General features: G+C 66.3%; 26 protein-coding genes. 19 read left to right on the top strand and 7 right to left on the bottom strand.

Features of this window, described 5'->3' with window-relative positions:
• Positions 1-11: 11 nt before the first annotated feature.
• The 3 genes from IOD14_RS04095 to IOD14_RS04085 all read right to left on the bottom strand — a co-directional run bounded on the left by IOD14_RS04095 (position 12) and on the right by IOD14_RS04085 (position 3,182).
• Entirely contained in the window at positions 12-299 is a 288-nt protein-coding gene (locus IOD14_RS04095; protein WP_037722285.1) for a trypco2 family protein, read from the bottom strand.
• Between the two features lie 816 nt (positions 300-1,115).
• A complete protein-coding gene (locus IOD14_RS04090; RefSeq protein WP_212669681.1) occupies positions 1,116-1,586 on the bottom strand; it encodes a hypothetical protein in 471 nt (156 codons plus the stop codon).
• A gap of 276 nt (positions 1,587-1,862) precedes the next feature.
• Positions 1,863-3,182 carry a pentapeptide repeat-containing protein gene (locus tag IOD14_RS04085; protein WP_212669680.1) on the bottom strand — a complete coding sequence of 440 codons (1,320 nt, stop codon included), beginning with the start codon at positions 3,180-3,182 and terminating at the stop codon, positions 1,863-1,865.
• A 200-nt stretch (positions 3,183-3,382) separates the two neighbouring features.
• Here IOD14_RS04085 and IOD14_RS04080 point away from each other — a divergent pair, with 200 nt between their 5' ends.
• The 3 genes from IOD14_RS04080 (at position 3,383) to IOD14_RS04065 (ending at position 7,119) form a co-directional block, all read left to right on the top strand.
• Positions 3,383-3,772: an NUDIX domain-containing protein gene (locus tag IOD14_RS04080; RefSeq protein WP_212669679.1), complete on the top strand. Its 390-nt coding sequence runs from the start codon at positions 3,383-3,385 to the stop codon at positions 3,770-3,772.
• A gap of 450 nt (positions 3,773-4,222) precedes the next feature.
• Positions 4,223-4,813, top strand: a complete 591-nt coding sequence (locus tag IOD14_RS04070; protein ID WP_212669678.1) for a hypothetical protein — start codon at positions 4,223-4,225, stop codon at positions 4,811-4,813.
• Positions 4,814-5,850: 1,037 nt separating this feature from the next.
• Positions 5,851-7,119 (top strand): ATP-binding protein, encoded by a 1,269-nt coding sequence (locus IOD14_RS04065; protein WP_212669677.1) that lies wholly within the window; start codon positions 5,851-5,853, stop codon positions 7,117-7,119.
• A 3-nt stretch (positions 7,120-7,122) separates the two neighbouring features.
• Here IOD14_RS04065 and IOD14_RS04060 read toward each other — a convergent pair whose 3' ends face one another.
• A complete protein-coding gene (locus IOD14_RS04060) occupies positions 7,123-7,995 on the bottom strand; it encodes an ETEC_3214 domain-containing protein (protein WP_212669676.1) in 873 nt (290 codons plus the stop codon).
• A 153-nt stretch (positions 7,996-8,148) separates the two neighbouring features.
• On the opposite strand from IOD14_RS04060, the gene IOD14_RS04055 reads away from it, so the two are divergent.
• Positions 8,149-8,529: a GntR family transcriptional regulator gene (locus IOD14_RS04055; RefSeq protein WP_349252425.1), complete on the top strand. Its 381-nt coding sequence runs from the start codon at positions 8,149-8,151 to the stop codon at positions 8,527-8,529.
• Position 8,530: 1 nt separating this feature from the next.
• Complete coding sequence (locus IOD14_RS04050; protein WP_212669674.1) at positions 8,531-9,097, top strand: HD domain-containing protein; 567 nt, start codon at positions 8,531-8,533, stop codon at positions 9,095-9,097.
• On the opposite strand, the gene IOD14_RS04045 is transcribed toward IOD14_RS04050, so the two are convergent.
• Positions 9,085-9,558, bottom strand: a complete 474-nt coding sequence (locus IOD14_RS04045) for an NUDIX domain-containing protein (RefSeq protein ID WP_212669673.1) — start codon at positions 9,556-9,558, stop codon at positions 9,085-9,087. The genes IOD14_RS04050 and IOD14_RS04045 overlap by 13 nt on opposite strands.
• Positions 9,559-9,561: 3 nt before the next feature.
• Positions 9,562-10,275: an XRE family transcriptional regulator gene (locus IOD14_RS04040; RefSeq protein ID WP_212673196.1), complete on the bottom strand. Its 714-nt coding sequence runs from the start codon at positions 10,273-10,275 to the stop codon at positions 9,562-9,564.
• Positions 10,276-11,560: 1,285 nt separating this feature from the next.
• On the opposite strand from IOD14_RS04040, the gene IOD14_RS04035 reads away from it, so the two are divergent.
• The 13 genes from IOD14_RS04035 to ssb all read left to right on the top strand — a co-directional run bounded on the left by IOD14_RS04035 (position 11,561) and on the right by ssb (position 22,714).
• On the top strand, positions 11,561-11,854 hold the full coding sequence (locus IOD14_RS04035) for a hypothetical protein (RefSeq protein WP_212669672.1): 294 nt from the start codon (positions 11,561-11,563) through the stop codon (positions 11,852-11,854).
• Positions 11,851-12,180: a hypothetical protein gene (locus tag IOD14_RS04030; RefSeq protein WP_212669671.1), complete on the top strand. Its 330-nt coding sequence runs from the start codon at positions 11,851-11,853 to the stop codon at positions 12,178-12,180. The genes IOD14_RS04035 and IOD14_RS04030 overlap by 4 nt, the downstream gene beginning before the upstream one ends.
• A complete protein-coding gene (locus tag IOD14_RS04025) occupies positions 12,180-12,560 on the top strand; it encodes an RRQRL motif-containing zinc-binding protein (protein WP_212669670.1) in 381 nt (126 codons plus the stop codon). The genes IOD14_RS04030 and IOD14_RS04025 overlap by 1 nt, the downstream gene beginning before the upstream one ends.
• A 4-nt stretch (positions 12,561-12,564) precedes the next feature.
• Positions 12,565-13,596: a hypothetical protein gene (locus IOD14_RS04020; RefSeq protein ID WP_212669669.1), complete on the top strand. Its 1,032-nt coding sequence runs from the start codon at positions 12,565-12,567 to the stop codon at positions 13,594-13,596.
• Between the two features lie 271 nt (positions 13,597-13,867).
• Positions 13,868-15,520: an FtsK/SpoIIIE domain-containing protein gene (locus IOD14_RS04015; RefSeq protein ID WP_212669668.1), complete on the top strand. Its 1,653-nt coding sequence runs from the start codon at positions 13,868-13,870 to the stop codon at positions 15,518-15,520.
• A 109-nt stretch (positions 15,521-15,629) separates the two neighbouring features.
• Positions 15,630-16,679, top strand: a complete 1,050-nt coding sequence (locus tag IOD14_RS04010) for a bifunctional lytic transglycosylase/C40 family peptidase (protein WP_249125823.1) — start codon at positions 15,630-15,632, stop codon at positions 16,677-16,679.
• 3 nt (positions 16,680-16,682) lie between these two features.
• Positions 16,683-16,958: a hypothetical protein gene (locus tag IOD14_RS04005; RefSeq protein ID WP_212669667.1), complete on the top strand. Its 276-nt coding sequence runs from the start codon at positions 16,683-16,685 to the stop codon at positions 16,956-16,958.
• A gap of 5 nt (positions 16,959-16,963) precedes the next feature.
• Positions 16,964-18,151 carry a hypothetical protein gene (locus IOD14_RS04000; RefSeq protein ID WP_212669666.1) on the top strand — a complete coding sequence of 396 codons (1,188 nt, stop codon included), beginning with the start codon at positions 16,964-16,966 and terminating at the stop codon, positions 18,149-18,151.
• 104 nt (positions 18,152-18,255) lie between these two features.
• Complete coding sequence (locus IOD14_RS03995; RefSeq protein ID WP_212669665.1) at positions 18,256-19,329, top strand: hypothetical protein; 1,074 nt, start codon at positions 18,256-18,258, stop codon at positions 19,327-19,329.
• Positions 19,326-21,491, top strand: a complete 2,166-nt coding sequence (locus IOD14_RS03990) for a hypothetical protein (RefSeq protein ID WP_212669664.1) — start codon at positions 19,326-19,328, stop codon at positions 21,489-21,491. Before IOD14_RS03995 ends, IOD14_RS03990 begins: the two co-directional genes overlap by 4 nt.
• 170 nt (positions 21,492-21,661) lie before the next feature.
• Positions 21,662-21,883: a hypothetical protein gene (locus tag IOD14_RS03985; protein WP_249125822.1), complete on the top strand. Its 222-nt coding sequence runs from the start codon at positions 21,662-21,664 to the stop codon at positions 21,881-21,883.
• A gap of 17 nt (positions 21,884-21,900) precedes the next feature.
• Positions 21,901-22,239, top strand: coding sequence for a hypothetical protein (locus tag IOD14_RS03980; RefSeq protein WP_212669663.1), 339 nt, complete (start codon positions 21,901-21,903; stop codon positions 22,237-22,239).
• A 19-nt stretch (positions 22,240-22,258) separates the two neighbouring features.
• Entirely contained in the window at positions 22,259-22,714 is a 456-nt protein-coding gene (ssb, locus tag IOD14_RS03975) for a single-stranded DNA-binding protein (RefSeq protein WP_212669662.1), read from the top strand.
• An 87-nt stretch (positions 22,715-22,801) separates the two neighbouring features.
• On the opposite strand, the gene IOD14_RS03970 is transcribed toward ssb, so the two are convergent.
• Positions 22,802-23,824: a hypothetical protein gene (locus tag IOD14_RS03970; RefSeq protein ID WP_212669661.1), complete on the bottom strand. Its 1,023-nt coding sequence runs from the start codon at positions 23,822-23,824 to the stop codon at positions 22,802-22,804.
• A gap of 192 nt (positions 23,825-24,016) precedes the next feature.
• Here IOD14_RS03970 and IOD14_RS03965 point away from each other — a divergent pair, with 192 nt between their 5' ends.
• Positions 24,017-24,943, top strand: coding sequence for a bifunctional DNA primase/polymerase (locus IOD14_RS03965; protein ID WP_212669660.1), 927 nt, complete (start codon positions 24,017-24,019; stop codon positions 24,941-24,943).
• Positions 24,944-25,100: the final 157 nt, after the last annotated feature.

The following is a 25,100-nucleotide window of genomic DNA, read 5'->3' as shown; positions in this document are numbered from 1 at the left end:
CGCCAGCCGGCTCAGCCCCGAGCTCGGCCCACCGTCCAGTCGCCTCCGCCACGCTGCCGCGGCTGCAGCGAAATCGTCACCCGGTGCGTCCGCCCCTGCTCCACGGCGCCCCGTGCCTCCGCGCTCACCACCCATGCCTTAAAGCCGGCCTTGGCCTCCGCGCTCTCGCGCAACTCCACGGCGAACTCCAGCTCCACGGCACCAACCTTGAACTCCACGTCCTGCCCGACACCACGCGCGGCTGCCTCCAGCAGCTCATCACGCAACGCCGCGACAGCATCCGCCAGTTCAATCTCCATCCCCACTGCCTCCTCCGCACCCACGACGGTGCTCCCACGGCCGCCCGCGCGTGTGTCAACCAGCGGGCTGCCTGCGAGGTTGGCACAACGACTCTGTGCACTGCAGTGGATTCCGCATTTCTGACCAACACGTTGAGACCGAACTCCATGGACGCAGAGAGACGTTGTGACGTGGCGGCCTTCGAGGGGGATCTCGCGGCAGACGGACACCCCTCAGGTGCCCACCACTCGCAAGATCGACATAGGTAGACGCGCGCGCCATCCCGGGGGCACAGGTACCAAGACCGTCTCAAGGAATGAAGGCCCATCAGCAGACTTACTGCGGGCTCCGTTGGCCGCCTACGACCTGGGAAGTTCCGTGCAGCCTCCGCTGTCGGGGAACACCTGGGGGAGAAGCCGCTCAGCGACCGCCTCATAGCGGTGCCATGAATGTAGGAGGTACTGCGGTCCAGGCCGGCTGTGGTCATCTCGGGCCGCCCTCCGACGGCCTACAGCCGCCCCGCGCGGGGGCCCGGCGGATTTACTGTCCTCTCAAGATCAAACATTCGCACCCCGTCCGACCAGCAGGGATGCGCATGCACCGCTCAACATACCGACTTCTCGTCCACATCTCGTCCAGAGCCGGGTACCCGCTCCAGTTCTGCTGCGGCCCGGGAGAGGATGCAAGATCGCGTGGGCTGAGCCAAAGCTGAGCTGGCAAGTGACTGGAGCGCGGACCTCGAAGCACTCCCACTCCGCTCCCCACTGCGTCTCGCCGGTTGATGATTTGGGCTGGCCCTCTACCCCCACGGAAGCGCGAGGGGGCGCTTGCACCACTCACTCGCCGGTCGCGAGCCTTAGGCAGCTGCCGGCAACGAAGGTAAGTCGATTGAACTCGTTGCCGAGTGCCTCAAGGTCATCGATGTCAATACGCTCGAACTGACCTTCCGCCTTCAGGCGCCTGTTGCGCATAGTGCCAGCGATCCCGTCACCCTCCCAGCCGATCGCGCCGTGAACGTAGCGGTGACGCCGCTCGAAGGCCTGCTTCGCCTGGGCCAGCAAGGCCCTGAACTCCTCTTTGCCTTCCTCCGGTATGTCATTGCGAGCATCCACGAGGGCACGGCAGGCAGTAATGACACGGCTTGAGCTCTCACCACTGATCAGCAGAGCGCCATAGGGGCTGCCGCACAGCTGCTTGACGGTCAGCTCGAGGTACATCTCCAGCGTGGCGGCTTCGCGGATCATGCGCCCCAAGAGGTTGTCGAATCGCTGCTGTCCGCCTGTGATCCACTCGTTTGCTTTCGTCACTAGCACAGGGTATTGCGCTTCTAGGCGCCTCGCATCGACATATTCGAGCGCATCAGCCTCGCCCTCCCAGTCGCACGCGGTATGGGCTTGGACGCCTCTTCGAAGAGCCGATTTATCAACCTATGATGAGTTAGAGGCGAGTCGGAGAAACGCTCCGTGGATGGCGGCTCACCGCACCCATCGTCGGCATGGCGCTGAGGGGCACCTTGACTTGTCGCCGGACACCTGATAAATCGACCTGATGTCGCTGGACTTCTCTTGCCAGGCTGGTGGAGACTACCCCGCATTCGTCTCGCTCGCACATTGCGAGATGCGCGCCTGTACCTGTGGGTGTCCTACGATGTCTGCTGGCAGTCTGGTGCTCTCGCGAATATAGGCTCGGCAGATTTGTTCGGGAGTGACACCATGAGCGGTAGCCAGGTCCGCTCCTTCGAGATGGGCCCTTGTCAGCATCGCCCCGTCGAGATTCGCCGAGCTAAAGGTCGCCCCTTGGAGCCGGGCATCGCGGAGCTGCGCGCCAGAAAGGTTAGCCCCCGTGAAATTTGCTTGGCGTGCGTCGACCTTATTGAGGTCGGCATCGTAAAGGATTGTGCCTACTAGTTGGGCGTTTGCGAGTTGGCTACCCAGCAGGGCGGAGTCGTAAAGTTCGGCGTGAGAGAGGTCTGCACCTTTGAGGTTGCAATTGACCAGCACGGCATCATGTAGGTCGGATCTGTTGAGCGCGGCACCTGGCAGTTCCGAGGAAGAGAGTTGGACACTGGGCGCGTAAACTCCGACCATCTGCACCTCTCGAGCGTCCCAGCGAGTCAGGTCAAGAGTACGCAGGTCTGCTCGATAGGCTGCCTCTTCCCAATTCCGGCTAAGTACGGTCAGCGCAGCACGGATGTCTTCGGGAAGGGGAACTAGGGGTGGCGGGTCCGACGGTGGGGGGTCAATGCGGCCACCTCGCCTTCTTGCAGCCGCCAGTTCCTCTTCTTCCCGCAGAATTTCCATGATCTCGGGAGCAGACCCATCCAACCGCTTCCGGACATAGGCGGCCAGCACCTCGGCGATGGTGCCGCGGTCTCTTTCCGAGTCCCTCATGATCCGTTCGAGACTGTAAATTCCACCAAGCTTCTCGGGTGCCCGTTCAGCCGCGAGAAGCTTGATGGCTTCGACATAGCGACCGGTGACCTGTCCCTCTCGGGTGAGTTCAGCCTGCCGCTCATCGCGCCTTTGAGCTTCGCGGACGGTGGTCTCGAACTGCTTCTGACTTTCGGCGAACTGCTGCCGAGCGTGTTCGAACTGCTGCTGTTCGAGTTGGTGTTTCTTGTGGGTGTAATAGAGGCCAGCTCCGGCGACAAGGCCAGCTGCGAGGGCTACGAGGCCGGTGCGGAAACCGGTGATTACGACTCCGTCGGCGGGCCCGAGTTTAGTTTTGCGGATGTGGAGGCTGTCGAACCACCAGGGTCCTTGCCAGAAGAGGAGCACGAAGATGGTGGCGCCAGCGATGAAACCGAGCGCAGCGCGGCACAAAGGCCAGCGAGTTGGCTTCCGGTTTTGGCCATCGCCGTCTTTGGTGGTTTCCCCGGATTCCCTCAGGATGGACAGGAGCACCCAGGCAAGGACGAGGGCTGCAAGGACGAGGCCAGCGACTGGATAGTGCCGAGTCTGGGTCAAGTCGACGGCTAGTGCGGCGTTCATGCACAGCATGATGTCCCGCCTGGGAACAGGCTACGCGGGTACTGCCGGTTCCTGAGGAAAGGTTGAGGGTTTCCTCGGCAAGCCGCCCCAGCGTTGGACGGGATGATGCCTCCGTGCCCCTTTCCAGAATCGCTGGCGCCGTGATCACCCATGGTGGCCGTGTCCTGTTGAGCCGCCGCAGCGCCCCTGCGGGCGCACTGCTGTGGACGTTTCCCAGCGGCAAGGTCGAGTCGAGCGAGACTGCTGGCCAGGCGACAGCCCGTGAAGCGATAGAGGAGGCTGGCGTCGTCGTGGCACCGCTGGTCCTGGGCGAGCGGGTACATCCCGGCACTGGCTGGCGCGTGGTTTACGTGGGGTGCCGTCCCCTGTCCGGCACCGCCCACCCGGCGTCTCCGCGGGAAGTGGCGGAGGTGCGGTGGGTGCGGCTCGGCCAGATCCCGGAGCTCATCCCGGCCGGGCTGTATGGACCAGTACAGGCGTATCTGGACGGCGTGATGCGGTAGCCGCTCCGGGCGCACGGAGGCGCCCAACACAGAGTGGCGTGGGGCGCTTCACATCCTTTGATGAGCCGTCGCTTCTGTGCCTCGAACTCTTCATCGCTGATCAGCCCTTGTTTCCGGAGTCCGGCGAGTTTGGGGATCTCGTCGGCGACGGAGCTACTGAACTTGAACGGGTGAGCAACGTTCGCCCTGTCGTGATGTGTCTCCCAGTTGCTGCGCCGGCGGGCCCCAGACGGGTCTGGTGCAGGTTCGGGTGACAGGTCAGGTCAGGTCAGGTCAGGTCAGGTCAGGTCAGGTCAGGTCAGGTCAGGTCAGGATGTCACCCGATCGTGCGGCAGACCCTTGATGCGGTTCAGGGCCCTTCGGGGGCTTGGGTATCCGCCCCTACGCCAGCGCAGAGCGATCTCCGCGTCTCGCCTGTGCTCGTGCCGACGTCGCGCGTATCCTCCAAGAGTGACGTCTCAAGCCCTGACCGACTGGAGCGCCAAACGCGCACTGTGTATCGACCTTGCTTGGCAGATGCACTCGGCCCAGGTGGCGGCGACTACGGCCGGGTGGGAAGTCGACCAGGCGCTAGCAGTCGTTCTCCAGCGTATGGCGACGGAGTTTCAAGGATTTTGTCGCGCACTGCACGACGAAGCAAGTGAGTTCTTCGCAGTGACTGCATCTAACGGTAATCCACAGCTCGAAAGCACACTCCGCCAGCTACTTACTAAAGGCCGAGACGTCGACAAAGGGAATGCGCACAATGAAGCGATTGCGCGTGACTTTGCGAAGTTTGGATTCCTTTTTTGGCCCGCCATGACTGCGGCCGACAGTCGCGCCAGGACCTGGCCGACAGAACTCAAGAAAATTACCGAGATGCGCAATGGTGTCGCGCACGACGACGTGGCGAAACTGCGCACATTGGCGGGTGAAGGCTACTTCCTGAATGAGCCCACACTGAAAGCATGGCAGACAAATCTGGACGATGTCGCCACAGTGATGGACGACGTGGTTGGTCTATCCCTCGGGGCACTTTTGGGGGTTCCACGGCCATGGTGAGGAACGAAATGACTAATCGTGACTATGAAGTCGGCGATGCGATCCTAGTGCCATGGGGACTTGACGTCGTACAAGGAACTGTCACAGGAGCATACGGGGAGGGGCAAGGTCTCCGGGTGCTCGTTGAAGTGGACCTCGGAGACGGAAACACCGAAGTATTGCCGTTCCCTCCTCGCGTCCTTGAGGTTGCCCAACAGCCAGAAGAAAAAGGCCCACCAGGAACTTGGGTACAGGCGTCACGATATGAACAAAGCCTAGCTCGCGTACTGAGTAAGATCCTACATGCCCATGTCCACGAATGGGCTGGCGACGTTGAGGTTAACGCGCGACTCGGACAGAATCGCGAGATTGACCTTCTCGCACATTTGCCGGATCGCTTGCTTCTTGTTGAGGCAAAGCACTACGGAGAGACACAGCCTTTCAACATCTCCGTACTTAACCAAATGAGGACGTACCTGAGAGGGCAATACAGTACCCCCGGAGTCGGGTTGATCGTCACCAACGTCAAGGTGCATCCAGAGGTAGCGGTATACGCGGAAAAGTACCGCAAGACTGGTGTTCCCGTATGGGTTGTCAGTTGGCGCGAGTGGGACACTCCAGTGGAACTAGAGATGGCCCTGGCTGAGGCTCTTAGCTTCCCTGTTCCAGGATAAAATACTTCTGGACTAGTGGTGCCGCGCCGATACCGCTAACCCCCAAACACCACCCCCCTCGGCCGCAACTCGACGGACCGTCAAGGTAAGCCTCCGAGCCGACGACATGTGAGCCCTGGCTGATGCATATGCCTCAGCCAGGGCTCACACATATTAAGATTATGGCAATACTCCACAATTCGCACTATTAGCGCAAGCTTGCACAGACCTTCCCGGAGGAGAAGTGCGGCCGCACATGACCCTTTCATCGGCCTCTCAGGGCTGCTCTCAGCACGGAGCCACAGCAGCCTCGTGACGATGGAAACCGCGGCCACGATCGGCAACCAGCTTGCCGGGTAGCCAAACCGGCGTGCCCTCGCGTGCCCAAGTCGCCATACTTTAACCATGACACTGAACGTCTCCACCGAGCGCCCGTTCCGAAGCCCACGACAGCTACTTGAACTGGTTACAGCAATTCGCGATGCGGGCGAACACGATGAAAACGACTGGATCGAATGGAAATCTACCTACGACCTGACCAAGAAGGACGTCAAGGCAACGCTGGCCCGTCACATCATCGGCATGGGCAATCGGATGCCCGAGAAGTCATCATCAATTTGCCAGGGTTACAGTTACATTGTGATTGGAGTAGAACCGGGAAGTGTGGAAGGAGTCACAAGTATCGACCTGGCAGATCTTGACTCCGGACTTCAATCCTATCTTGGCCATCAGGGTCCTGAGTGGTCTGCAAGCTACGTAACCCTTGATGGCTTCACCATCCTAGTGATGACCATCGAGCCGCCGCAAATGGGCGACCCAATCCACACCCTGAATAAAGAATTTGGCAATTACGCCGCGGGAATGATTTTCGTACGACGTTCAGGTCGCACCGTCCAAGCGAACCCGGGCGAGGTACTCTCACTGACCCGAAGGGCAAAAGAATCCACATCCTCCACTCAAAACATGACACTCAGGCCGCGCGTCGAACCTGTTGAGATCCCTTTGTGGAAGCTGGACGAATACCTCAACCAGCAGCTCGCGGCACGAAAAGAACAAGTACTGCACCCCGCGAACATAACACGCCGATCTTCCCCTCTAGGTATGGCCAGCATGGACAGTCGCACCGAGGAGGACTACCTGGAGGAAGCAGACGAACACTTGAAGGAGTACAGCGAATATCTTCTGAACATTTCCAGGCAGTGGTACGCCCGAAAGGGGGCCGGGGAACTTGAGCTCACGATCTCCAACCCCGACCAAATCAGCCACCAAGGCGTCCGAGTAGAGTTGGGCTTCCCAGTGTGGTTGAAAGTGATTCTCGCGGAGGACTACACAGCGGAGGAATTCACGCAACCGCGCCCGCCAGAACCGCTGGGTACCAAATACCCCATCTTCACTGGAAATCACTTCGCCAGCTCGATCAATATTCCATATCGAGAGTCCGGCGAGATCAGTACTGCTATCGAGCCCGGCTCGGCTGTATTCAATGTAGCTAGTGTCAGGGCTGAAGGTCATGCACGATTGCCTAAGCTTCACGTCATCGCTGATTCATGGAACTATGACGAAGCAGTAATTACTTGGGCGATCACCGCCCTCAATAGCGGCGGTCGAGCTAAAGGAACCATTCATCTAACTCAAGTGGGTGAAGTGACTATTTCCCAGAATAGCGATTCGTGAACTTCATTCTCCGGAGGCCTTTGGCTCACGCAGACGAGACGCCGCCATCCGAATTTTCCAGCGAAATCTCATAAGGCGTGCACGGAAGCCGTATTCAGGCTCAACGAGACCGACACGGCTACTGTCCGGGCCAAGCCCTGCCGGCAGGATGGAACCGAGGCGCAGGGGGCTGCCACCTGCGATGAGGACTGAGTTGATTCGAGCCTGTTGCCGGTACCGCTCAATCTCCGAGGGGTCATGACACACCTCCGGGTTGGCACCCAACCGGACGGGGGCCAACGCTGGGTATCCGACATCGGAAACTCCCACAACCCAGGTCCGGTAGCCGCCCGGGCGACCGAAGTAGTGGCATTCCGCGTACGAGTACCGTTGGGCGCCCACAGCCCACAGGACGGGCCCTTCGACATCAGGGTTAGGAGCAGGCAGAGAAGACAGGCAGGACTTCCCTAGCCGGACGACATGGTCGGTACCGACCATGACCGCAGGTCGGAAGATCCTGCTACGAGTCGTGATGCTGTACATCTCGACCTCGTCGTCCTCACTACACCAAGTGGTCAGATAGGCCATCCTGCCCAGTGGCCAAGTGCGGACGGTCATCTCTCGTTCGACGGTCCCGAAGTCTCCGGTGTCGGGTACAACGGAGTACTCCTCGATGCTCCGCTTGTACTGCCACGCGGGCTCACCAAACAGGTCCTTGGCGTACTCGTGTCTGACGTGCGGAGCCAGCTTCCGGAGGTTCTTGACAAAGAACGCTCGTTTGCCAAGCGTGTGGCGCCACCACCCACGCACGGTGTTGTAGAGGCCGATGCTGGCGACGATGATCGCAGCAGTCGTCCAAACGTTGAGCTTGGTGTCGAAGGTTGGTAGCCACTGCACGGCAGCATCCTGCCGCAACAGGAGACATGGGAAGCTTGAATCGGACGGCGGGCAGACTGAGAGGGAGAGCGAGTGTCGCAGCAGGCCAGCCCCCGAGGGACTTATCTATGGGTCGCAGACGCGGTGAAGGCCAGGATTGAGGCGGAACCAACGATGACGGAGCTGCCGTCTGCTGCTGATCTGATGCGCGACTACAAGATCTCGCGCGGCGTCGCGCTCCGAGCGTTCGGGGTCCTCCATAAGAACGGCATCGCCGAGCCAGTACCGGGTGGGCGGTGGCGTGTAGTACGGGCCGGAGCACCAACAGATCAACGCCCCCTGGAAGAGCGCATCGCCGACATCATCACGGCTGAGGGGCTCGAAGTGGGGGAAGCCTTCCCGAGCGCTTCCGCTTTGGCTGGCCGGTTCGGCGTCTCGCGCCCCACCGTGACCAAGGCGCTGGAGAAGTTGCAGACCGCCGGCGTGCTGGCGGGCGGCGGACAGGGCAAGGTGCGGACCGTCCGCGCCGTGCCGACGCGAGAGGAGCGTTCGTAGCTTGCCGACGTTGACCGAGTGGGCCTATCCCCTGGCTGAGTCTCTGCTCGCCGAACCGCTTCCGCGGCGCTGGAAGCACTGCCTCGGCGTAGCCGAGCGGGCGCGGACGATCGCGCTCGTTCTTGACCAGGACGCGGATCTACTGGAGGCCGCGGCGGTACTGCACGACATCGGCTATGCCCCGGACCTCGCCAAGACGGGCTTTCACCCGCTGGACGGGGCTCGATACCTCCGGGATGCGGCTGGTGCCGATGAACGGGTCATCAACCTGGTTGCTCACCACTCCTGCGCCTGGCTGGAGGCGGAAGCCCGCGGCATGCGCGAGGAATTGGAGGGCGAGTTCCCCCGCGAGAGCGCGCACCTGAACGATGCGCTCTGCTACTGCGACATGAACACCACACCGGACGGCACGCCCACGAACCCGATCGATCGAATCAATGAGATCACCGGTCGGTACGGACCGGAGAGCCTGATCGGGCAGTTCATCCGCCGGGCCGAACCCGAGATCCTGGCTTGCACCTCGCGCGTGCTCGAACGAGTCGGCGCCGCCAAGCGTCAGCCGATGTAGGGGGTCGGGCGCGTCCGGTCCATGGCGTGCTCGATTCGGAGCCGCATCGTAGGGTGCACGTCCAACGTCGTCAGGTCCGCTGGGTCGACCCAGCGGACCTGAGTGGTCTCGTTGCTCGTACGAAGTTCGCCGCCGACCGGTCGCGCGCGAAAGCAGATGCTGAACTGCTGGCGCACCTCGCCGTCGTCGTACTGCATCACGTGCCCAGGGTCGGTGTAGATCCCGGACATGTCGACGACTTCGGCCTTTACGCCCGTCTCTTCCCAGACCTCGCGCACCACGGTGCCGCTAATGGACTCACCGACGTCGTGCCCGCCGCCGGGCAGGGCCCAACGGCCGTTGTCAGAGCGCTGGATCATCAGCACCTGTCCCGCATCGTTCTGCACGAATGCCACGACGGAAGGCACTACCGAGTTGGCCGGCGGGGCGTCGGGGTCGTGAAGGTAGTCGATGCGTCCCATGGCTCATGCTCCTGTGATGTCGTCTTCGGTCACTGGCCTTGCGCCTTCCCAGGTCTGCTGCACGCTATTGGCGAATGTCTCGAAGAGTCCCGCCCCGGGGAGTCGCCGTAGGTGCAGGACAGGAGCCAGGTAGGCGCCGATGCCGTACACATGCGTGTTCACGAGCATCTCGTCATCCGCTCGGTAGATCGAGTTGTAGAGCACGGTGTCGTGCAAGCGGAACGCGATGTCGGGGTGGCTAGTGAACAGAGGGCTGTAGTTGACCAGGGCGTTGCGAATCTTGCCGTCCATGATGCGGTGGCCTTCGTCGATGCCGCGCTGGATGACGGCCTCACACGCGGGGTCGCCCATCAGGACGCGAATCGCGACGCTCTTCGATTTCGCTTTGAGGACAGAGAGGAAGCGCGGATCTTCGGCAAGGCCGATGCCTGCGTAGACCAGGATGTCGATGCGCTCCTTGGCGCGCTCGCACATCTCCCGCCACAAGTCCGTCGGTACGACGTGGCGGTGCGGGTAGGCCGTGACGATCTCCGCTTTGCTCAGGTCAGTTGCGGACTCCTGAGTCCGGGAGTCGTCCCACAGCATCGTTACGTCGACCTGGAGTGCTGTCGCCGTCGCGTACTGGTGGCGCCGGTACGGCACCTTGCCCTGCGTGACCCAGCGCTCGATGGTCTTGGGGATCACCCCGATCTCGGCAGCCAGATCCTGGATCGTCATGCCGCGCGCCAACAGGGCAGACCTCAGTCGTTCGTTGGACACCTTTACCCCCGCGTGGACTTCTAGGGACTTCTTGACCGTAGCCAGATGATTTCGAGCTGTCTACGTACGGGGTGACTAACTCCCCTGACCTGGGGCGATTCTGAGTGTGCGCCAAGAAGTACCGGCGCGAAACCCAAGCGGATCCGTGCTTGTACTTGACGGACCACCATGCAGTACCTGTAAAACAGGTACTGCATGCGAACGGGCCCCGGATGGGGCAGATCCGGCGTGTGCACCAAGCAGGCCGTTCCTTGAGAACTGAAGAGTGATCGTGCGGGGCTGACGCGAGAGCGGCGGTCACGGCAGGTGCCTAGGGCGAGGGTCCGGGTGGCAAACCGCCGTGATGTACGAAGCTCTCCCCCTACGCGCCTGGCAGGCGCCACCCCATCGCGGGTGTGGGGAAGTACAGCAGGCCCCAACGCACGTGGCGGGATGAGAAGACCGCCCCCGAGACGACCGGGTGATGTCGTCGGCGGCGCAGCCACCTGCATCGGCTCTGGAGAACATCCCTTTGGGGTGCCACCTGGTGCATGCCGCCCTGCTGGCGTCAGAGCAGTGACGATGACGCGCCCGATTACCCGGCTCGGGACCGGTAGTCCGTAGCAACGGAGCGCCGGTGAAGCCGCATCCCTGCTACCTGAGGGAGGTCGGCGTGAGCCGACGACATACACGGGCGCTGCCGGGTGGACCGGTCGGCGGCGCTTGAAGCCCTCCCCGGTCCGCCTCTTCCTGGTCTCGCGGCGGCTTGCGCTGCGGCCGGTTGCCTCTCCTCGCCCGTCCGGCCCGCACCTGGTGCGCTGGCTGCATGGGCGGGGCGGGGGGAGCCGGAAAGTCCGGCCCTGAGCGGTCCCCCGGGGTGCGACCCGAGGGACCGCGAGCAGGCACCTGATGTGGAGGCACCTGTGATCACCAGTCTGACAGACGCGGAACGGGACGAACTGTCCCGCAAGGCAGGCGAGGCGAACAAGCGCAGCGAAGACAACGCCCGTGCTCGGGGCGGCCGTTGATGGCCGGCGGCGAGCACGAGAAGACGAAGGATCCGCTGCCGCCGCGTCCGCGCGGCCCGCACCCCTACTGAACATCTCCACCGCACTGACGGCTCCGGCCGGGTTCGACTCCCGGCCGGAGCACTCCGGCCCGCCGCATCGCGCGGCGGCGCCGTACTTCCCGGACCGGCCGCCGCCCTCTGGTGGGCGCGCTCGCGGCTTCCGGCTTTCTTCGTCCCTTCGACATGGGAGCTCCCATGCACAGTTACGTCGGCGGCCACCGGGCCGACACCCCAGAGGACTTCGTCGAACTCGCCCTTGGCACTCCCGCCGAACTCTGGCTCGGAGTCGACGGCGAGAGCGAGATGGAGCGCGCGGCCCGCCTCGACGCGGCCCGCGACATCCTGGCGGACCCCGAGTACGGCAGCCTGCCCGACGACCTGATCCGGCTGGCCGCGCGGGTAGTCGATGAGAACCCGGACCTGTTCAACGTGGTCCCGCTGCCCCGCCTCGCCCGCCGCCGTACGGCGCGTCGGGGAGTCGCGGCATGAGCGAGGGTCTGACATTGGACGACCTGGCCGTGCCGCTGCGGGCGCTGCGCCTGCTGGCTGCGGACTTCGGGTACCTGTCGGCGCCGGCCGTAGCGGTGTCGACCATCTACCCGGACCGGTTGGAGCTGTCGTTTCACGACGACCTGTCCGGCTTCGAGGCATGGCGCGAGGCCCTGGGCATCCCGCCGGAGGCCGTGGTCCACCGCGAGCAGAGCAACGGCCACACCCGCGTCCTGACAACAAGCGTCGGCCGCGCGGGCACGGTCGTGGACCTGGTCGGATACGGCAGCATCACCGCCCCGCAACCGGCCGGGGCGACGACCTGATGTCCGTCACCTGGGGCAAGTGCTATGACCCGAACGGCGCCCGCCTCGGCATCCCCACCTGGCCGTGGCGGTACGCGCCCGACGGACTGGCGACCAGACGGCAGTTACGGGCCCGCGGATTGCGCCCCGGCGGCCAGCCGATCGCCGGCCAGATACTCCGGCCCCGCTACCGGCGTGGACCGCTGGTCGCCTACCTGTACCGGCTCGACAAAGCCAAGCCGGTCCGGCCGATGACCCCGGCCAAGCGGCGGGCCCTGGCGTGCGCGATGCGAGCACGCCGGACCTGCCCGCAGTGCCGCAAGGACGCCGGATACGTCATCCCCTCATCCCTCGGGGTCTGCGTCCCCTGCGCCTACCCCGACGACCAGAACAAGGAGTGATCACATGGACTGGAAGGAAGTGCGAGCCGTGCTGCGCAGGACGGTGCATTGGAGTCTGCCGGCCGGACTGACCGGCCTCTCGCTGGGCTGGACGGTCTACGCGGTGGGGGAGATCCTCTCCCACCAGGCGCCGGCGCCGCTCGCCTACACCGTGGCCGGGATCTACGACGCGGTGTGGCTGTACGCGCTGGCCATGGAGACCGCCCACCGCCGTCAGGGCTCCAAGGCAACGCTGCCCACCGCCCTAGGGTGGCTGTTCCTCGTGACGTCGGTCGGAGTGCTGTTCACCCACGGCCTGCTGTACGCCACCGCGGTCGTCGCGGTCATCGGCGCCGTGGTCCCGGCCGCCGCCAAGGCCACGCTCATCATGGCCGTGGAACGGGACGCCACCCGAATCTCCCGCGAGGCACAGGCGCAGATCGACGCCGTGCGCAGCGCGACGCGGGACCAGGTCGCCATCGGCCGCGCGGTCACCCGCGCCAAGACCGACCGCCAGACCACCGCGGCCGTCCTGGAGCGCGAGGAGCACAAGGCCCGCGGCAAGGCACAGAAGGTGCGCCACGAGGCAGCCGAGGAGCTGACCAAGCTCACCGCGGAACACCCGGTGGCCGACGTCCCGCAGGCGGTACCGGCGCTGTTCTCGGACGAGGATCTCGCCCGGGTGTTGGGCCAGTGGTCGGACGGGGGTGTGTCCCCCGCCGTGTCCCCGGGTGTGTCCCCTGTGTCCCCCCAGGTCAGCCCCGTGTCCCCGGTACCCGAACTGACCGCTTCCCAGGGCGAGGGACACACCCCGCTCGACTGGTCGGCGCTCGCTCGGGTGGCGGCCGTGGCCGGCGTCGACACCCCCGAGCCAGGCGAGCCGCTGAGCGAGGAACAGCTCACCGTCGTGCTGCGGTGGCTGCGCCACTCCGAGAACCCCCCGCTCTCGTACCGCAAGGCCCTGGCCGCGTACCGCGCGGCCGGCTTCTCCGCGAAGGAAGAGCGGGTGCGCAAGGCCTACGCCGCGCTGATCGACGCGGAGGACGCACAGCCCTAAAGCAGCGTCCGGCACACACCAATGACGGCCAGCCCAGGACTAGTGGGCTGGCCGTCGTTGCGACTGCCGGAAGCAGTCGACACCAGTGAAGCAGACCCGGTGAGCCCCGGCGAGCGGCACGTTCGCAGACCCGGCGCAGACCCGGCGAGCCTCACGGAAACCCACCAGACCAAGTGCGGGCGGGCCGTGCCCGCTTGCGCGAGATCGTGAAGAACGGAGGGGTGTGGGAAGGAAGCCACAGCAGAGCAAGGGCGAGGACACCTACGGGCAGATGACCGGCGCGATCGGCGGCCTGGCGATTGCCTTTGGTGCCCTGGCCGCCATCAAGGACAAGTTGGGCCTGTCCTGGCCGGTCACGGTCCTGGGCACCGCCGGGACGCTGGTTGCGCTGGGCTATCTGGCCTGGAGGATCCGCACGGGCATCCCGCGCCTGTGGGCGCACCGCCCGCAGCCGAAGACCGGAGCCCCGCAGGTGGCTTTCACGCAGGAAGCCCCCGCCGTATGGCAGGGAACGCCTGAACAGGCCGCCGCAGCGGGGCCGACTCCCGGTGGTCCCGCAGGTGAGACGCAATTGCCTGCCGGAACGTCCCCGGGCGGGAGCGAGAGCCACCCGCAACTGACCATGCTGCTCAGCAGGGTCGGGGCGATCGCCAGGAACGAACAGGTCCGCGCCGGGGACGCCACCATCGAGACGCTGCCGGGCATCGGCACCGTCTACGACTTCCTGATGCCGGAGGGGCGCACGCACGACGACGTCGCGAAACGGCTCGACCGGATCGCGTCGATGTTCGGCGTCACCCGCCTGCACCTGAAGCTGGAGACATCCCGCCGCAGCGAGCGCCATGTGCGGCTGCTCGTGCTGAACGAGCCCCCGTTCAGCACCGCGTTCCCCGCACCGACCCGGCAGGAGATCCAGTCGTTCGCGGGGGTTCCCCTCGGACACGAGGTCACCGGCCGGCTCGCTGGGGTGCCGACGTTCGACAAGGCGTCCCTGCTCATCGCCGGCATGACGCAGATGGGCAAGACGACGCTGGTCAACGGCCTCATCACCTGTCTGCTCATCGCGTACGGCGAGTTCGATCTGTATCTGCTCGACGGGAAACTGTGCGGGCTGACCAAGTTCGAGAAACTCGCCGTCCGTTACGAGGCGTCCGACGATCCCGCCGTCCTGGAAGACATGCTCGATGAGCTGAACTCCCGCGTGGACCGCCGGTATACACAACTCCAGGACGCCATCCGCAACCGGCAGCCGGCACCGGTCTTCAAACCGGTGTTCTTCATCGTCGATGAGGCCGCCGACTTCTACACCGACAACGGAACCAAGGAATCGAAAGAGCAGGTCCGCCGGGTAGAGGACAAGTCCCGGTCCCTGGTCTCGAAAGCCCTGGAATCCGGAATCGCCACCGTGATGCTGACCCAGCGCCCGGCAAAGGACGCGATCCCGGTGAAGGTACGGGATCAATTCCTGTACCGAATGTGCCTCTACGTGGCATCGGAGGGCAGCGCGAAAGTGGCCCTCGGGGATTCGTACTTCGATACGGTCGCCCCGATCCACCCGGCGCTTCTGGACCCGGATGTCAAGGGACAGGCCGTGCTGTTCGCCAACGGTACGTCCACCCTGCTCCGGGGGTTCAATTTCGCGGATGAGGTCATCTGGGACGTGGTCGATGAGGTCCACGCCCGCCGCGAAGCAGCGATCCCGGATTCTCCGCTGAAGCAGGCAATCGAGCTGATGCGGAACACCGGAGTGGACTTCATGCCCACGCCCGACCTGGCCCCGGCCCTCGGGATCACGGAAACCGATCCGACCGAACGCGGAAAGCAGCTCTCGCGTCTTCTGGACGGGGTTCCGGCGCGCAAGACCACGCAAGGCCGCGGCTACCGCCTGACCGACCTCACCGCCGCCGCCATGGCCACCACCTGACCGCCACGGGCACCGCCCGCCCACCGCCACCGCACCGCCACAACCGCCACCCCATGGCGGTGGCATGGCGGTGCCCGGCCGAGGTGTGGCGGTGCCCTGACGGTCCTGCATGGCGGTGCTGACCAGCACAGACGATCACAAACCCAGGAAGGAGGGAGGAACCTCGTTGCGTGCCTCTACAGCCGTCACGATCGGCATAGGCGCGACCGCGGCCGTCGCCGTGGCCGCTTGCCTGCAAGCAGCCAGCGACGATCCCGCGGGAACGCTGCTCAGCCTGTCCGTGCCGAGCCAGTACAAAGCCCTGATCCAGGCCGCGGGCAGCACCTGTCCGGCGGTCACGCCGAACCTGCTCGCCGCGCTTCTCACCCAGGAATCGAATTTCAACCCGAAAGCGCGCTCGCAGGTCGGCGCGGAAGGCATCGCCCAGTTCATGCCGTCCACGTGGGAAGCCCACGGCATCGACGGAAACGGCGACGGTGAACGCGACGTGTGGGATCCCGCCGATGCAATCCCGTCGGCGGCCGAATACCTCTGCTCAATCGCCAAGGACGTCAAGGACGTTCCCGGCGACCAGCAGTCCAACATGCTCGCCGCCTACAACGCCGGAAGCGGAGCCGTCCGCAAATACGGGGGCATTCCCCCGTACAAGGAGACACAGAACTACGTCCAGTCCATCGAGGCACTCGCCAAACAACCCTCCAACGGAAAGACCGCAACCGCGGATCAGGGCGTCACTGCTCTCAATGCGGCGTACGCGATGCTCGGTACGCCGTATTCATGGGGCGGCGGCAATGCGAACGGTCCCAGCACCGGAAACTGTTGCTCGCCGATGGGCCGCTCCGGTGCCAAAATCACCGGCTTCGACTGCTCGGGGCTCACGCTCTACGCCTACGCGAAATCCGGAATATCCCTGCCCCGCACCGCGGCACAGCAGTACGCGGCTTCCGAACCGGTAAAGCCGGAAGACGCGCTCCCCGGCGATCTCGTCTTCTACGGAAAGACCGCCGCGGGAATCCACCACGTCGGCCTCTACATCGGCGGCGGCTACATGCTCGACGCCCCCCGCCCCGGCACGAAGGTCCGCATCGACCCCCTGGACACCATGACCGACCTGTACGCCCTCGCCCGCCCCACCCCCCAGCAGAACCAGGAGATCTGACCCATGAACAAGTCCCTCCTCCTCGCCAAACCCGTCGACATGTCCACCGGGTTCAAGGACTTCTTCGACAGCATCAGCCTGACCGGCGCCGGCCTGGTCACCAAGGGCATTGCCGCCGTCATCGCCGTCATCGCCCTCGGCATGCTGTTGAAGACGTCCAGCGACCCCAAGGGCGCCCTGCGCAAGGGGGTTGCCGCGGTCGGCACGCTGGCCGTTGCCGTCGTGCTGGCCCTCTACGGCGACACTCTCTTCTCCACCGTCACCCAGGCCAAGGGCTGACGCCCATGGCAGACAAGGAGAACAAGTGCAGTCTGATCGCTGGACCGATGCGGGGCCTCTGCGAGGAAGACGCACGGCGTCGCGCAGGCGGCGACAGTAGCACTGGCGGCGGCATCACAGACGGTGCCTCCGACAACGTCCGGGACTTCGCAGAGAGCATCATCAAGAAGATCAACGCGTTGGTCGCGCCGAAGGACGCGTGGGCGCCGAAGAGCGCGGACAGCGCCCTGTACGAGCCGTTCCTGTGGCTGGGTCAGCACCTGGCCGTCGCCATCTTCGCGTGCGTGGTCGTCGTGTGCGGCCTGACCGCCTGGCAGGGCGCCCCGCGCCTGCGCCAGATGGGCGCCTCGACGGGCTGGACCCTGGCGGCCGTCGCCGGCATGGCGACGGTCCCGGGGGCGGTGATGATGCTGAACAAGGCCGTAAGCACCGCTTTCACGGCCGCGTTCGACAGCAACGAGGCGACCCTGTTCAAGGCCATCCTCCATGACCTCCAGCACGGCGCGGACAAAGACGTCCCGCTCGCGAAGCTGCTGACCGTCTCCGCACTCGTGGTTGCTCTGGCCCCCGCCACACTGGTGTTCATCACCCGCAACCTCGGCATCCTCGCGTTCGTCTGCATGGCCCCGCTCGTGCTGGCCTCGCTGGCACGCGGGGGCGACACGACGGCCGTGAAAACGTGGGCGATGCGCCTGCTCGGGCTGATGTTCTGCCCGTTCGCCCTGCTGCTGGTCTCCCCATTCGTCACCCTCGCCCACGGCTCGCTCGTGGTCGACACCGTTCTCCTGCTCGCCGCGGACGCCCTGATGCTGCGCATGATCTTCCACGGGATCCCGTACTTCGGACCCCAGATCGCGCGCGGCGCCCGGACCTTCGTGGAACGGCGCACCGACAACCGGGCGGCCCACGCGGTCGTGCGGGCCGGCGCCCCGGACGTCTACGAGCAGGAGAACACCCCGCACCGCAGGCGCACCGTCAACACCCCCGGCCGGGCCGTGCACCAGGACCGCGGGGTCCTGCTCGCCGCCTACGGCGTCCGGCAGCCAAAGCGGCCGGGACGGTTCACCGCAGAGTCCGCCATCGCGCGCCGTCGGGAGCAAACAGCTGACTCCCGCTCCACAGCCCGAACCGCCGCACGCCGCAGCCGGTCGGCGGCTTCACCGCCCGCACCCGGCGGCTCTTCCACCCCGTAACGAGCCCCTCCGGGCCCGGCGTTCTCCCCTCCCGCCCGATCGCGGAAAGGGGCGGAGCGCCGGGCCCGGGGCGGTTCGCCCCAAGCTTCCGGAGGTTCTGCCCCATGTACTCCCTGACACCCGGCTACCGCATCCCCGCCCTCCAGCGCGGACTGAGCCCGGCCGAGACCCTGCTGACCCGGGTGAACGCCGGTGTCGGGAGCGCCGTCCTCGCGTCCGCGATGATCTCCCCGCCCCCGCTGTGGACGTTCGGAGCGGTCGGCGCCGCCGGGGCCCTGCTCAACCTCGCGCCCGGACCGCGCTCGGTGGCCCGGTGGGCGACGGTCGGATACCGGCACCTGCGCGAGCGTGCTGTGCCCGTATCGATGACAGCCCAGCCCGGCGCCACGGCGACATGGGCGCTGTACCCGGACCACGGCACCATGCAGGACGACCAGCGTCGCACCGCCTTCCACGAGGCGTTCTCCCGGGCGCTGACGTTCGCCGGCGGGCAGGCCCGCCACGCGGGCGTCCAGGTCCACGTCACCCACCACGCCGCCGTCGGCGAGTTCACCGACCACACCCAAACCATCTCCGTCCACGTCCCTAAAGGGCTGGTAGGACAGCCGGACCGGCTGCTGGCCACGCTGGAGGGCGAGTTCGCCCGCCTCGGAGCGCTCACCCCCATCGACCCCGAGCCGCTGCCCTCCGTCGCCGACCGCGGCCCCGGGTGGGTCGGATTGGAGGACGGACGGTACGCGGCCACCACCCGCATCACCGGCTGGCCGGACGAGACCGGCGGCGACCTGATGGGCAAGTTCCTGCTTGACGACCAGGCAGAGCGCTCTTTCGCGGTGCTGTACCGGCCGCTGCCCGCGGGCCAGTCCCGCAGGTCGGCGAAGTGGCAGGCCGCGGCGAGCGAGGCGTTCACTGCCGACAAGGTCAAGCAGGACGCCCACCAGATCGCCAGCGGCACCACCCACGGCGCCCTCGTGCAGGGCGCCACCCTCGTGGACATCGACGGCTACCTCACCGTGTGGGGCGACAGCCCCGAGTCCGTCACCGAGGCCCGCTGGCAAGCCTCCCTTGCCGCCGACCGGCACCGCATCCGGCTCGACTGGCTGCCCGGCCAGCAGCACCGCGCCCACGTGATGACCACCCCGCACGGCGCATCCACCCGGAAAGGGGCGATCCTGTGATCCGCCTGCCCTCCAACCACGCCGCGATCACCGCACCCCTCATCGCCTCCAACACGGCCTTCCCCGGCATCCCGATCGGCCGCTCCCTGCTGGACGGACGCGCCTTCCACCTCTCGCCCGTCCTGACCGACGCCGCGATCCTGCCGTCCACGAACTCGCTCGCGCTGGGGGGACTGGGCTCCGGCAAATCGACGACGGCCAAGACCCGCATCCGGCGGGAGATCCTTGACAACGCCCACCAGGCCGTTGTCATCGACTCCTTCGGCGAGGACAGCGCGAGCGGCGAATGGGCGCCCCTGACCCGCTCGCTTGGCGGCCGGGTCATTGAGGCCGGTTCCTTCACCCTCAACCCGTGCAGCGATCTGTTCCCGCGCGAGGTCCGCGAGCAGCTGGTGCGCTCCCTGATCGCCGCTGTCGAGCCCGGCGCACTGACACACCAGGCCGCCCACGCTCTTCAGCACGCTCTCGCCCACCCGAAAGCGACCTCGCTGAACGGGCTGGTGGATGCGCTGGTGGCGCCGGAGGACGGCCGGTGGCCGGCCGCCAAGCTGACCGAGTGGGGCGAGGGCCCGGCGATCGCCCTGTCCCGCTACACCGAAGGCTCCCTGACCGGCCTGTTCGACGGCCAGGACGCCAGCCTCCCCGAGACCGACCTGCCCGTCCTGTCCTTCGACTTCAGTCGGCTGGACCGCAACTCCCCGGCGATCCCGTCGCTGATGGCCGCGATCTCCTGCTGGGCTGAACATGTGTGGCTGCGCCAGTCCACCGCCGTGCACCGCCACCTGGTCCTCGAAGAGGCGTGGCAGATCCTGCTGTCACCGGCCACCAGCGAACTCATTCAGCGGTTGCTGAAGAACTCCCGCAAGGCCGCGCTGTCGCTGGACGTAGTGATGCACACCCTGTCCGACCTCGGAGAGGGCAAGGCGCAGGATCTGGCCCGGCTGTGCGAGATCGCCCACGTCGGACGCCTGGGACCGGAAGAAGCCGCGATCGTCGGCGCCCTGCTCGGACTGCCTCAGGCGCTCATCGACATTATCCCCACCCTTGAACCCGGCCAGGCGGTGTGGAAGGTCGGTCCCGACTACGTCGACGTCGTCCAGACCCTCCTCACAGAGGAGGAGCGCGCTCTCACGGACACGTCCTCGCAGCGCCGCAAGGCGCAGCAGGCCCTAGTCCAGGAGCTGGCTGTCGAGCAGGACACCGCCACCACCGCGGCAGAGCCGGTCACGAAGTCGAGTGAGGGCACCGCAGCCGTCGACCCAAGCGAAGACCTGTACGCGCCGTTCACCGCGGCCGACGACAGCTGGGACTGGAAGAGCCTGCCGCCCAACGTCATCGGCACCCTGACCCGGCACGAACGCGTCCTCCAAGCCGCGCTCGCCGGCCGGTGCGACGAAGCCGCTCAGCTGGCCGCCCTCTACGAGCGCGAGGACATCACCACCCACGGCCTCAACTCCCCCCAAGCGCTTGCCTGGTGGGAGACCCGGGCACAGGTGGCCGACCTTCGCGGAGAGCGCCGACAAGCCGGCCAACTGCGCGCTACCGTCGCCCGCATGGGCACCGACGACGCTGCATGGTTCGAGAAGACCGGCGACAGCACGTCCCCGCAATGGCACCGCGGCCCCCAGCCGTACGCCCCCCAACCCCAGGCCGACCCGCCGCCGCGGACGGGTCGGCGGGCCTGGCCCTACGTCGCCGCGATCGCAGCCCTGGGCATCACGATCGCGGGCGTCTACCAGTACGCGGCCGACGACCAGGAACAGCAGGCCCGTCAGGAGAAGGCCGCCGCCTACAAAGGCCGCTCGGGAGCCGCCCTCCAAGTCGACGGCGTCAACGCCGACCTGGTCGCCCACTGGAACAGCGACCGGGACCGCGTCTACCTGGAACTGCGCTCGTACTTCGACCGCAACGCGAAGTACCTGCGCATCGACGCCTCCGGCAAGACCGCACAGACCACGCGGGGCAATGACCGCTGGTACCCCAAGGCGCCCGAGATCGCGCTGTCGGTCACCGACCCCCTCGCAGACATCACCGTCCGCGTTTCAGTCGGCGGCAAGACCTGGAAGACCGGCACCCGAGCACAGTCCCGGACCATCCGCCTGTCCCCGACCGGCGACGCGTACGACGCAGAGACCGGAACCAAGCTCCCCTCCGATCTCTGACACGCGTTCCTTCATCACTCAGGGCCCGCACCCCGGCAGGGGGTGGGCCCTTTCGCATGCACCCACCCAGATGCTCCGCCTGGCCCTCGCTCCCCCGCTCCGGCGGGAGCGAGGGCCGGACAGGCCACCCGGCCGCCCACACCGCCCCCGAGAGACAAGGAGATCCCGTCTTGGCGCACATCCACGGCACCCACGGTGCCGACTTTCCGTTGCGGCGCTTCCTGTACCCGTTCGCGATCGCCGGCGCGGTCGTCGCCGGCGGATGGGGACTGGCCGCCGCCCTGGCCTGGCTGCTCGACTACGCCGCCCACACGGCCGTCTTCATCGCCCACACCGCCGGGCCCATAGGCGTCGGCGGCATCGCCCTCAAGCTCTTCAGCTCCAAGCGCTGACCTGCGAAAGGAGCACGGTGTTCGAGATCCGGATCATCTGCGAAACCGCGGACGTCCCCCGCGTCGCACAAGCCGTCCTCGGCAGCGTCGACGCCACCTCCATACGCCGCTACCCCACCCGCGACCGCACCCGGACCCGCCTCTACATCACCGCTGAGCACCGCGGCACTCACGCCGACTGCACGGTCTGCGACCAGGACGGCATGACCTTGTGGCTCCTGCCCGACGGCAGCGAACAGCGTCGTCCCTGCACCGGGATCGGCGATGAGGACATGCTCGCGGCCGGGCTCCTGGTGGGCTCCCGCCGCAGCGAGCCGTGGACCGCGAACGACCGCAGCACCCAAGCCCCCTTCTAGCCCGAAACCAGGAGACAGCATGTCGTTCGGAGAGACCCCGATCACCCTCGTCGGCAACCTGACCGACGACCCCGAGCTGAAGTTCACCGAGAGCGGCGCCGCGCTGGCGAAGTTCACCATCGCCGTCACCCCGCGCACCTTCGACCGCACCACGAACGCGTGGAAGGACGGCACCACAGCCTTCTACCGGTGCGCCGCCTGGCGCCAGCTTGCCGAGCACATCGCCGACAGCCTCAAGAAGGGCTCGCGCGTCGTCGCCAACGGCCGCATGCGGCAGCACGACTGGACCACCGACCAGAACGAGAAGCGCTCCATCCTCGCCGTCGAGATCGACGACATCGGCGCCTCGGTCCGCTTCACCACCGTGACCATCAACGCCAAGCGCAACGGACACAATGGCCCGGGGGGCGAGGACCCGTGGGCCGCGGCAGGTACCCCGGCCACTGCCGGAGCGGACACTGAACCGCCGTTCTAACTGCGCCCGGGGCGACCGCCCGTCTCGTCACAGATCCGCGGTCGCCCCGGTCTCACCCCCTTGCCCCATGAGGGACAAGGACATCGGTCAGCCGGCCCCGGCCGCTGACAGCGGGAATCCCGCAAACTCGCCCTCAGCCGTCATCGTCACCAACGCGATGCCCTCTACCTCCAACAGCTCCCGCACGTTCGCGGTGGGCTCCTCAGGCAGCAACACCGCAATGCGCAGCCCGTCAGGGACGTCGATGAGGCGCCGGTAGTCGAGCAACTGCCCGATCGCCATTCGCACGTGGCCGCGGTCGGCCTTGCCCTTAGCCTCGTACAGGACGTTGTCGGTCTCGTCGTACAGGTCGGTCAGCAGAGCGCCTCGCTCGCCGGCCACCGGGATCTGAAACCGGAATACAACGTGCCCGTGGGCCTCCAAGTGCGCCTGAAACGCCGTGGTCAGGCGTCCCTCGCGCCGGAAAACCGTCCGTGAACCGCCGATGATGTCCGCGGTGGTGGAGTCCGTGCCGTGCTGCTCGGTAGCAACCGCCGTCGCTACCGCGCTTGCCGGCTCCGGCTCCGGCTCGGCCGCCGGCACCGGCAACACCTCGGTCGCCGGCGCCACCTGCATCGAATCCTTCGCGGTCAGCGCGAGCGTGACCCCCGGGGCCGGCCGCAGTCGAAACACGAACAGCCGGCGGCCCGGCTTGCCGTCGACCTGCGTCCAGCGCTCCTCAAACGGCTGAATCGGGTCAACGACGACCTGCCCGATATAGCGCTGAACGACGGTGGCGCTGTTCGGCAAGGTGCCGTCCGCGACGAACAGGTGCACGTCCCGGCCGGCCTGCATGTGGTTGCGCAGGGCCAGGTTGCGGTCAGTCATCTGCTGATCGCCCGCCCCTTGTCCGGCGCCCGTGTACAGGTACAGGACGCCGAACTCATCGTCGTCCGCGCGGCCATCGAAGGTGTAATCATGCTCGGCCCCGGCCGCAGGGTCGGAGAAGACGAAAATGTTCTGCGACTTGTTGGCCGGCACGATGCCGCCGCCGTACTGCGAACCGCCGTACGCAGCCGCCAACTCCGCACGCGTCGCGGTGGATCCCTGAGCAAGGTCAAGACTCGACATGCCGCGAATCTAGCCGCCACCACTGACAACCCCATGATCTCGCCCGCCCTCAGCGGGCGCAGAAAGGGACGGCCCTCTCACGCCAATGATCCGGGCCGCCCCTTGATCCACCTGTCCCACAAGACCTGTGGAGGTCTCCAGCATGAACCACCCCACCGACATCCGGCGAGTGCGCGGTGAAGGAGCTGCACCATGAACGAGCCCCTCACTGTGTCCCCGAGCACCCTGCACCTGCTCGCCGCGGCACTGCTGTGCGGCGAGCGAGGTTGGCCCGTCATCCCCCTGGTTCCGGGCGCCAAGCGGCCCGCCGGACATCCCGAGCGCGCCTGCCCCAGCACCGGACGATGCGCCGGCGGGCACCGCACCCCCGAACAGCGAGCCACCACTGACCCCAACCTGATCCACGCGACATGGGCCCACCACCCCTACAACGTGGGGATCGCGACCGGACCGGCGGGCCTCCTGGTGGTCGATCTGGACATGCCGAAGGAGAAAGTGCAAGAAGGAGCGCCTGACGGCGCCACTTCCTTCAAGGGGCTCTGCGAGCGCGCCGGACAGCCGTATCCGTGCACCTACGAGGTGCGGACTCCCAGCGGGGGCCGGCATGTGTACTTCGCGGCCCCGCGCGGCGTGCGGTTGAAGTGCAGCGTCAAGCGGCTCGCCCCCCACATCGACACCCGCGCCTGGGGCGGCTACGTCGTCGCCGCGGGCAGCACTACCCCGCAGGGCGCCTACGAGGTCGCTGAGGCCGCCCCGGTGGCCGCCCTGCCCGTGTGGCTGGCGGCGCTGCTGACCGAACCGGCGAAACCGGCCACACCACCGACGCTCGCGCCGGTGCTGGACGGCAGCAAGGCCGCGCGCACGGCGCTGGAGCGGGAGTGCGCGGTCATCCGGGCCGCTCGCGAGGGCGGTCCGAACGGCCGCAACAACACGCTGCACCGCAGTGCGTGCAAGGTGGCCCGGTTCGTCGCCTGGGGCCACATCGACCGCCACACGGTCGAAGAGGCAATCCAGGCGGCGGGAGAGTCGACGGGACTGCCGGCTGTCGAGTGCCGCACCACGATCCGCAGCGCCATGGAGTGGATCGTCGCGAACGCGACACCGCGGGAGGTCGCGTGACCACCAACCGATCCCCCCGCCTGGATTGCCTCATCCCCACCCTCAACGGGCCGCAGGACGCCCCGCCCGCTCCGCCACGGCCGGGCCTGGGCGGCCGACAGAAGGTCGCCCGAAGGGCGTCCTTTCAGCTCTTTCCTCCGATCCACCGCACCGCGTG

Source organism: Streptomyces sp. A2-16, from assembly GCF_018128905.1.
Lineage (GTDB): Bacteria > Actinomycetota > Actinomycetes > Streptomycetales > Streptomycetaceae > Streptomyces.
The sequence above is the reverse complement of the archived record's forward strand: the minus strand, read 5'-3'. Positions and strand labels throughout refer to the sequence as shown.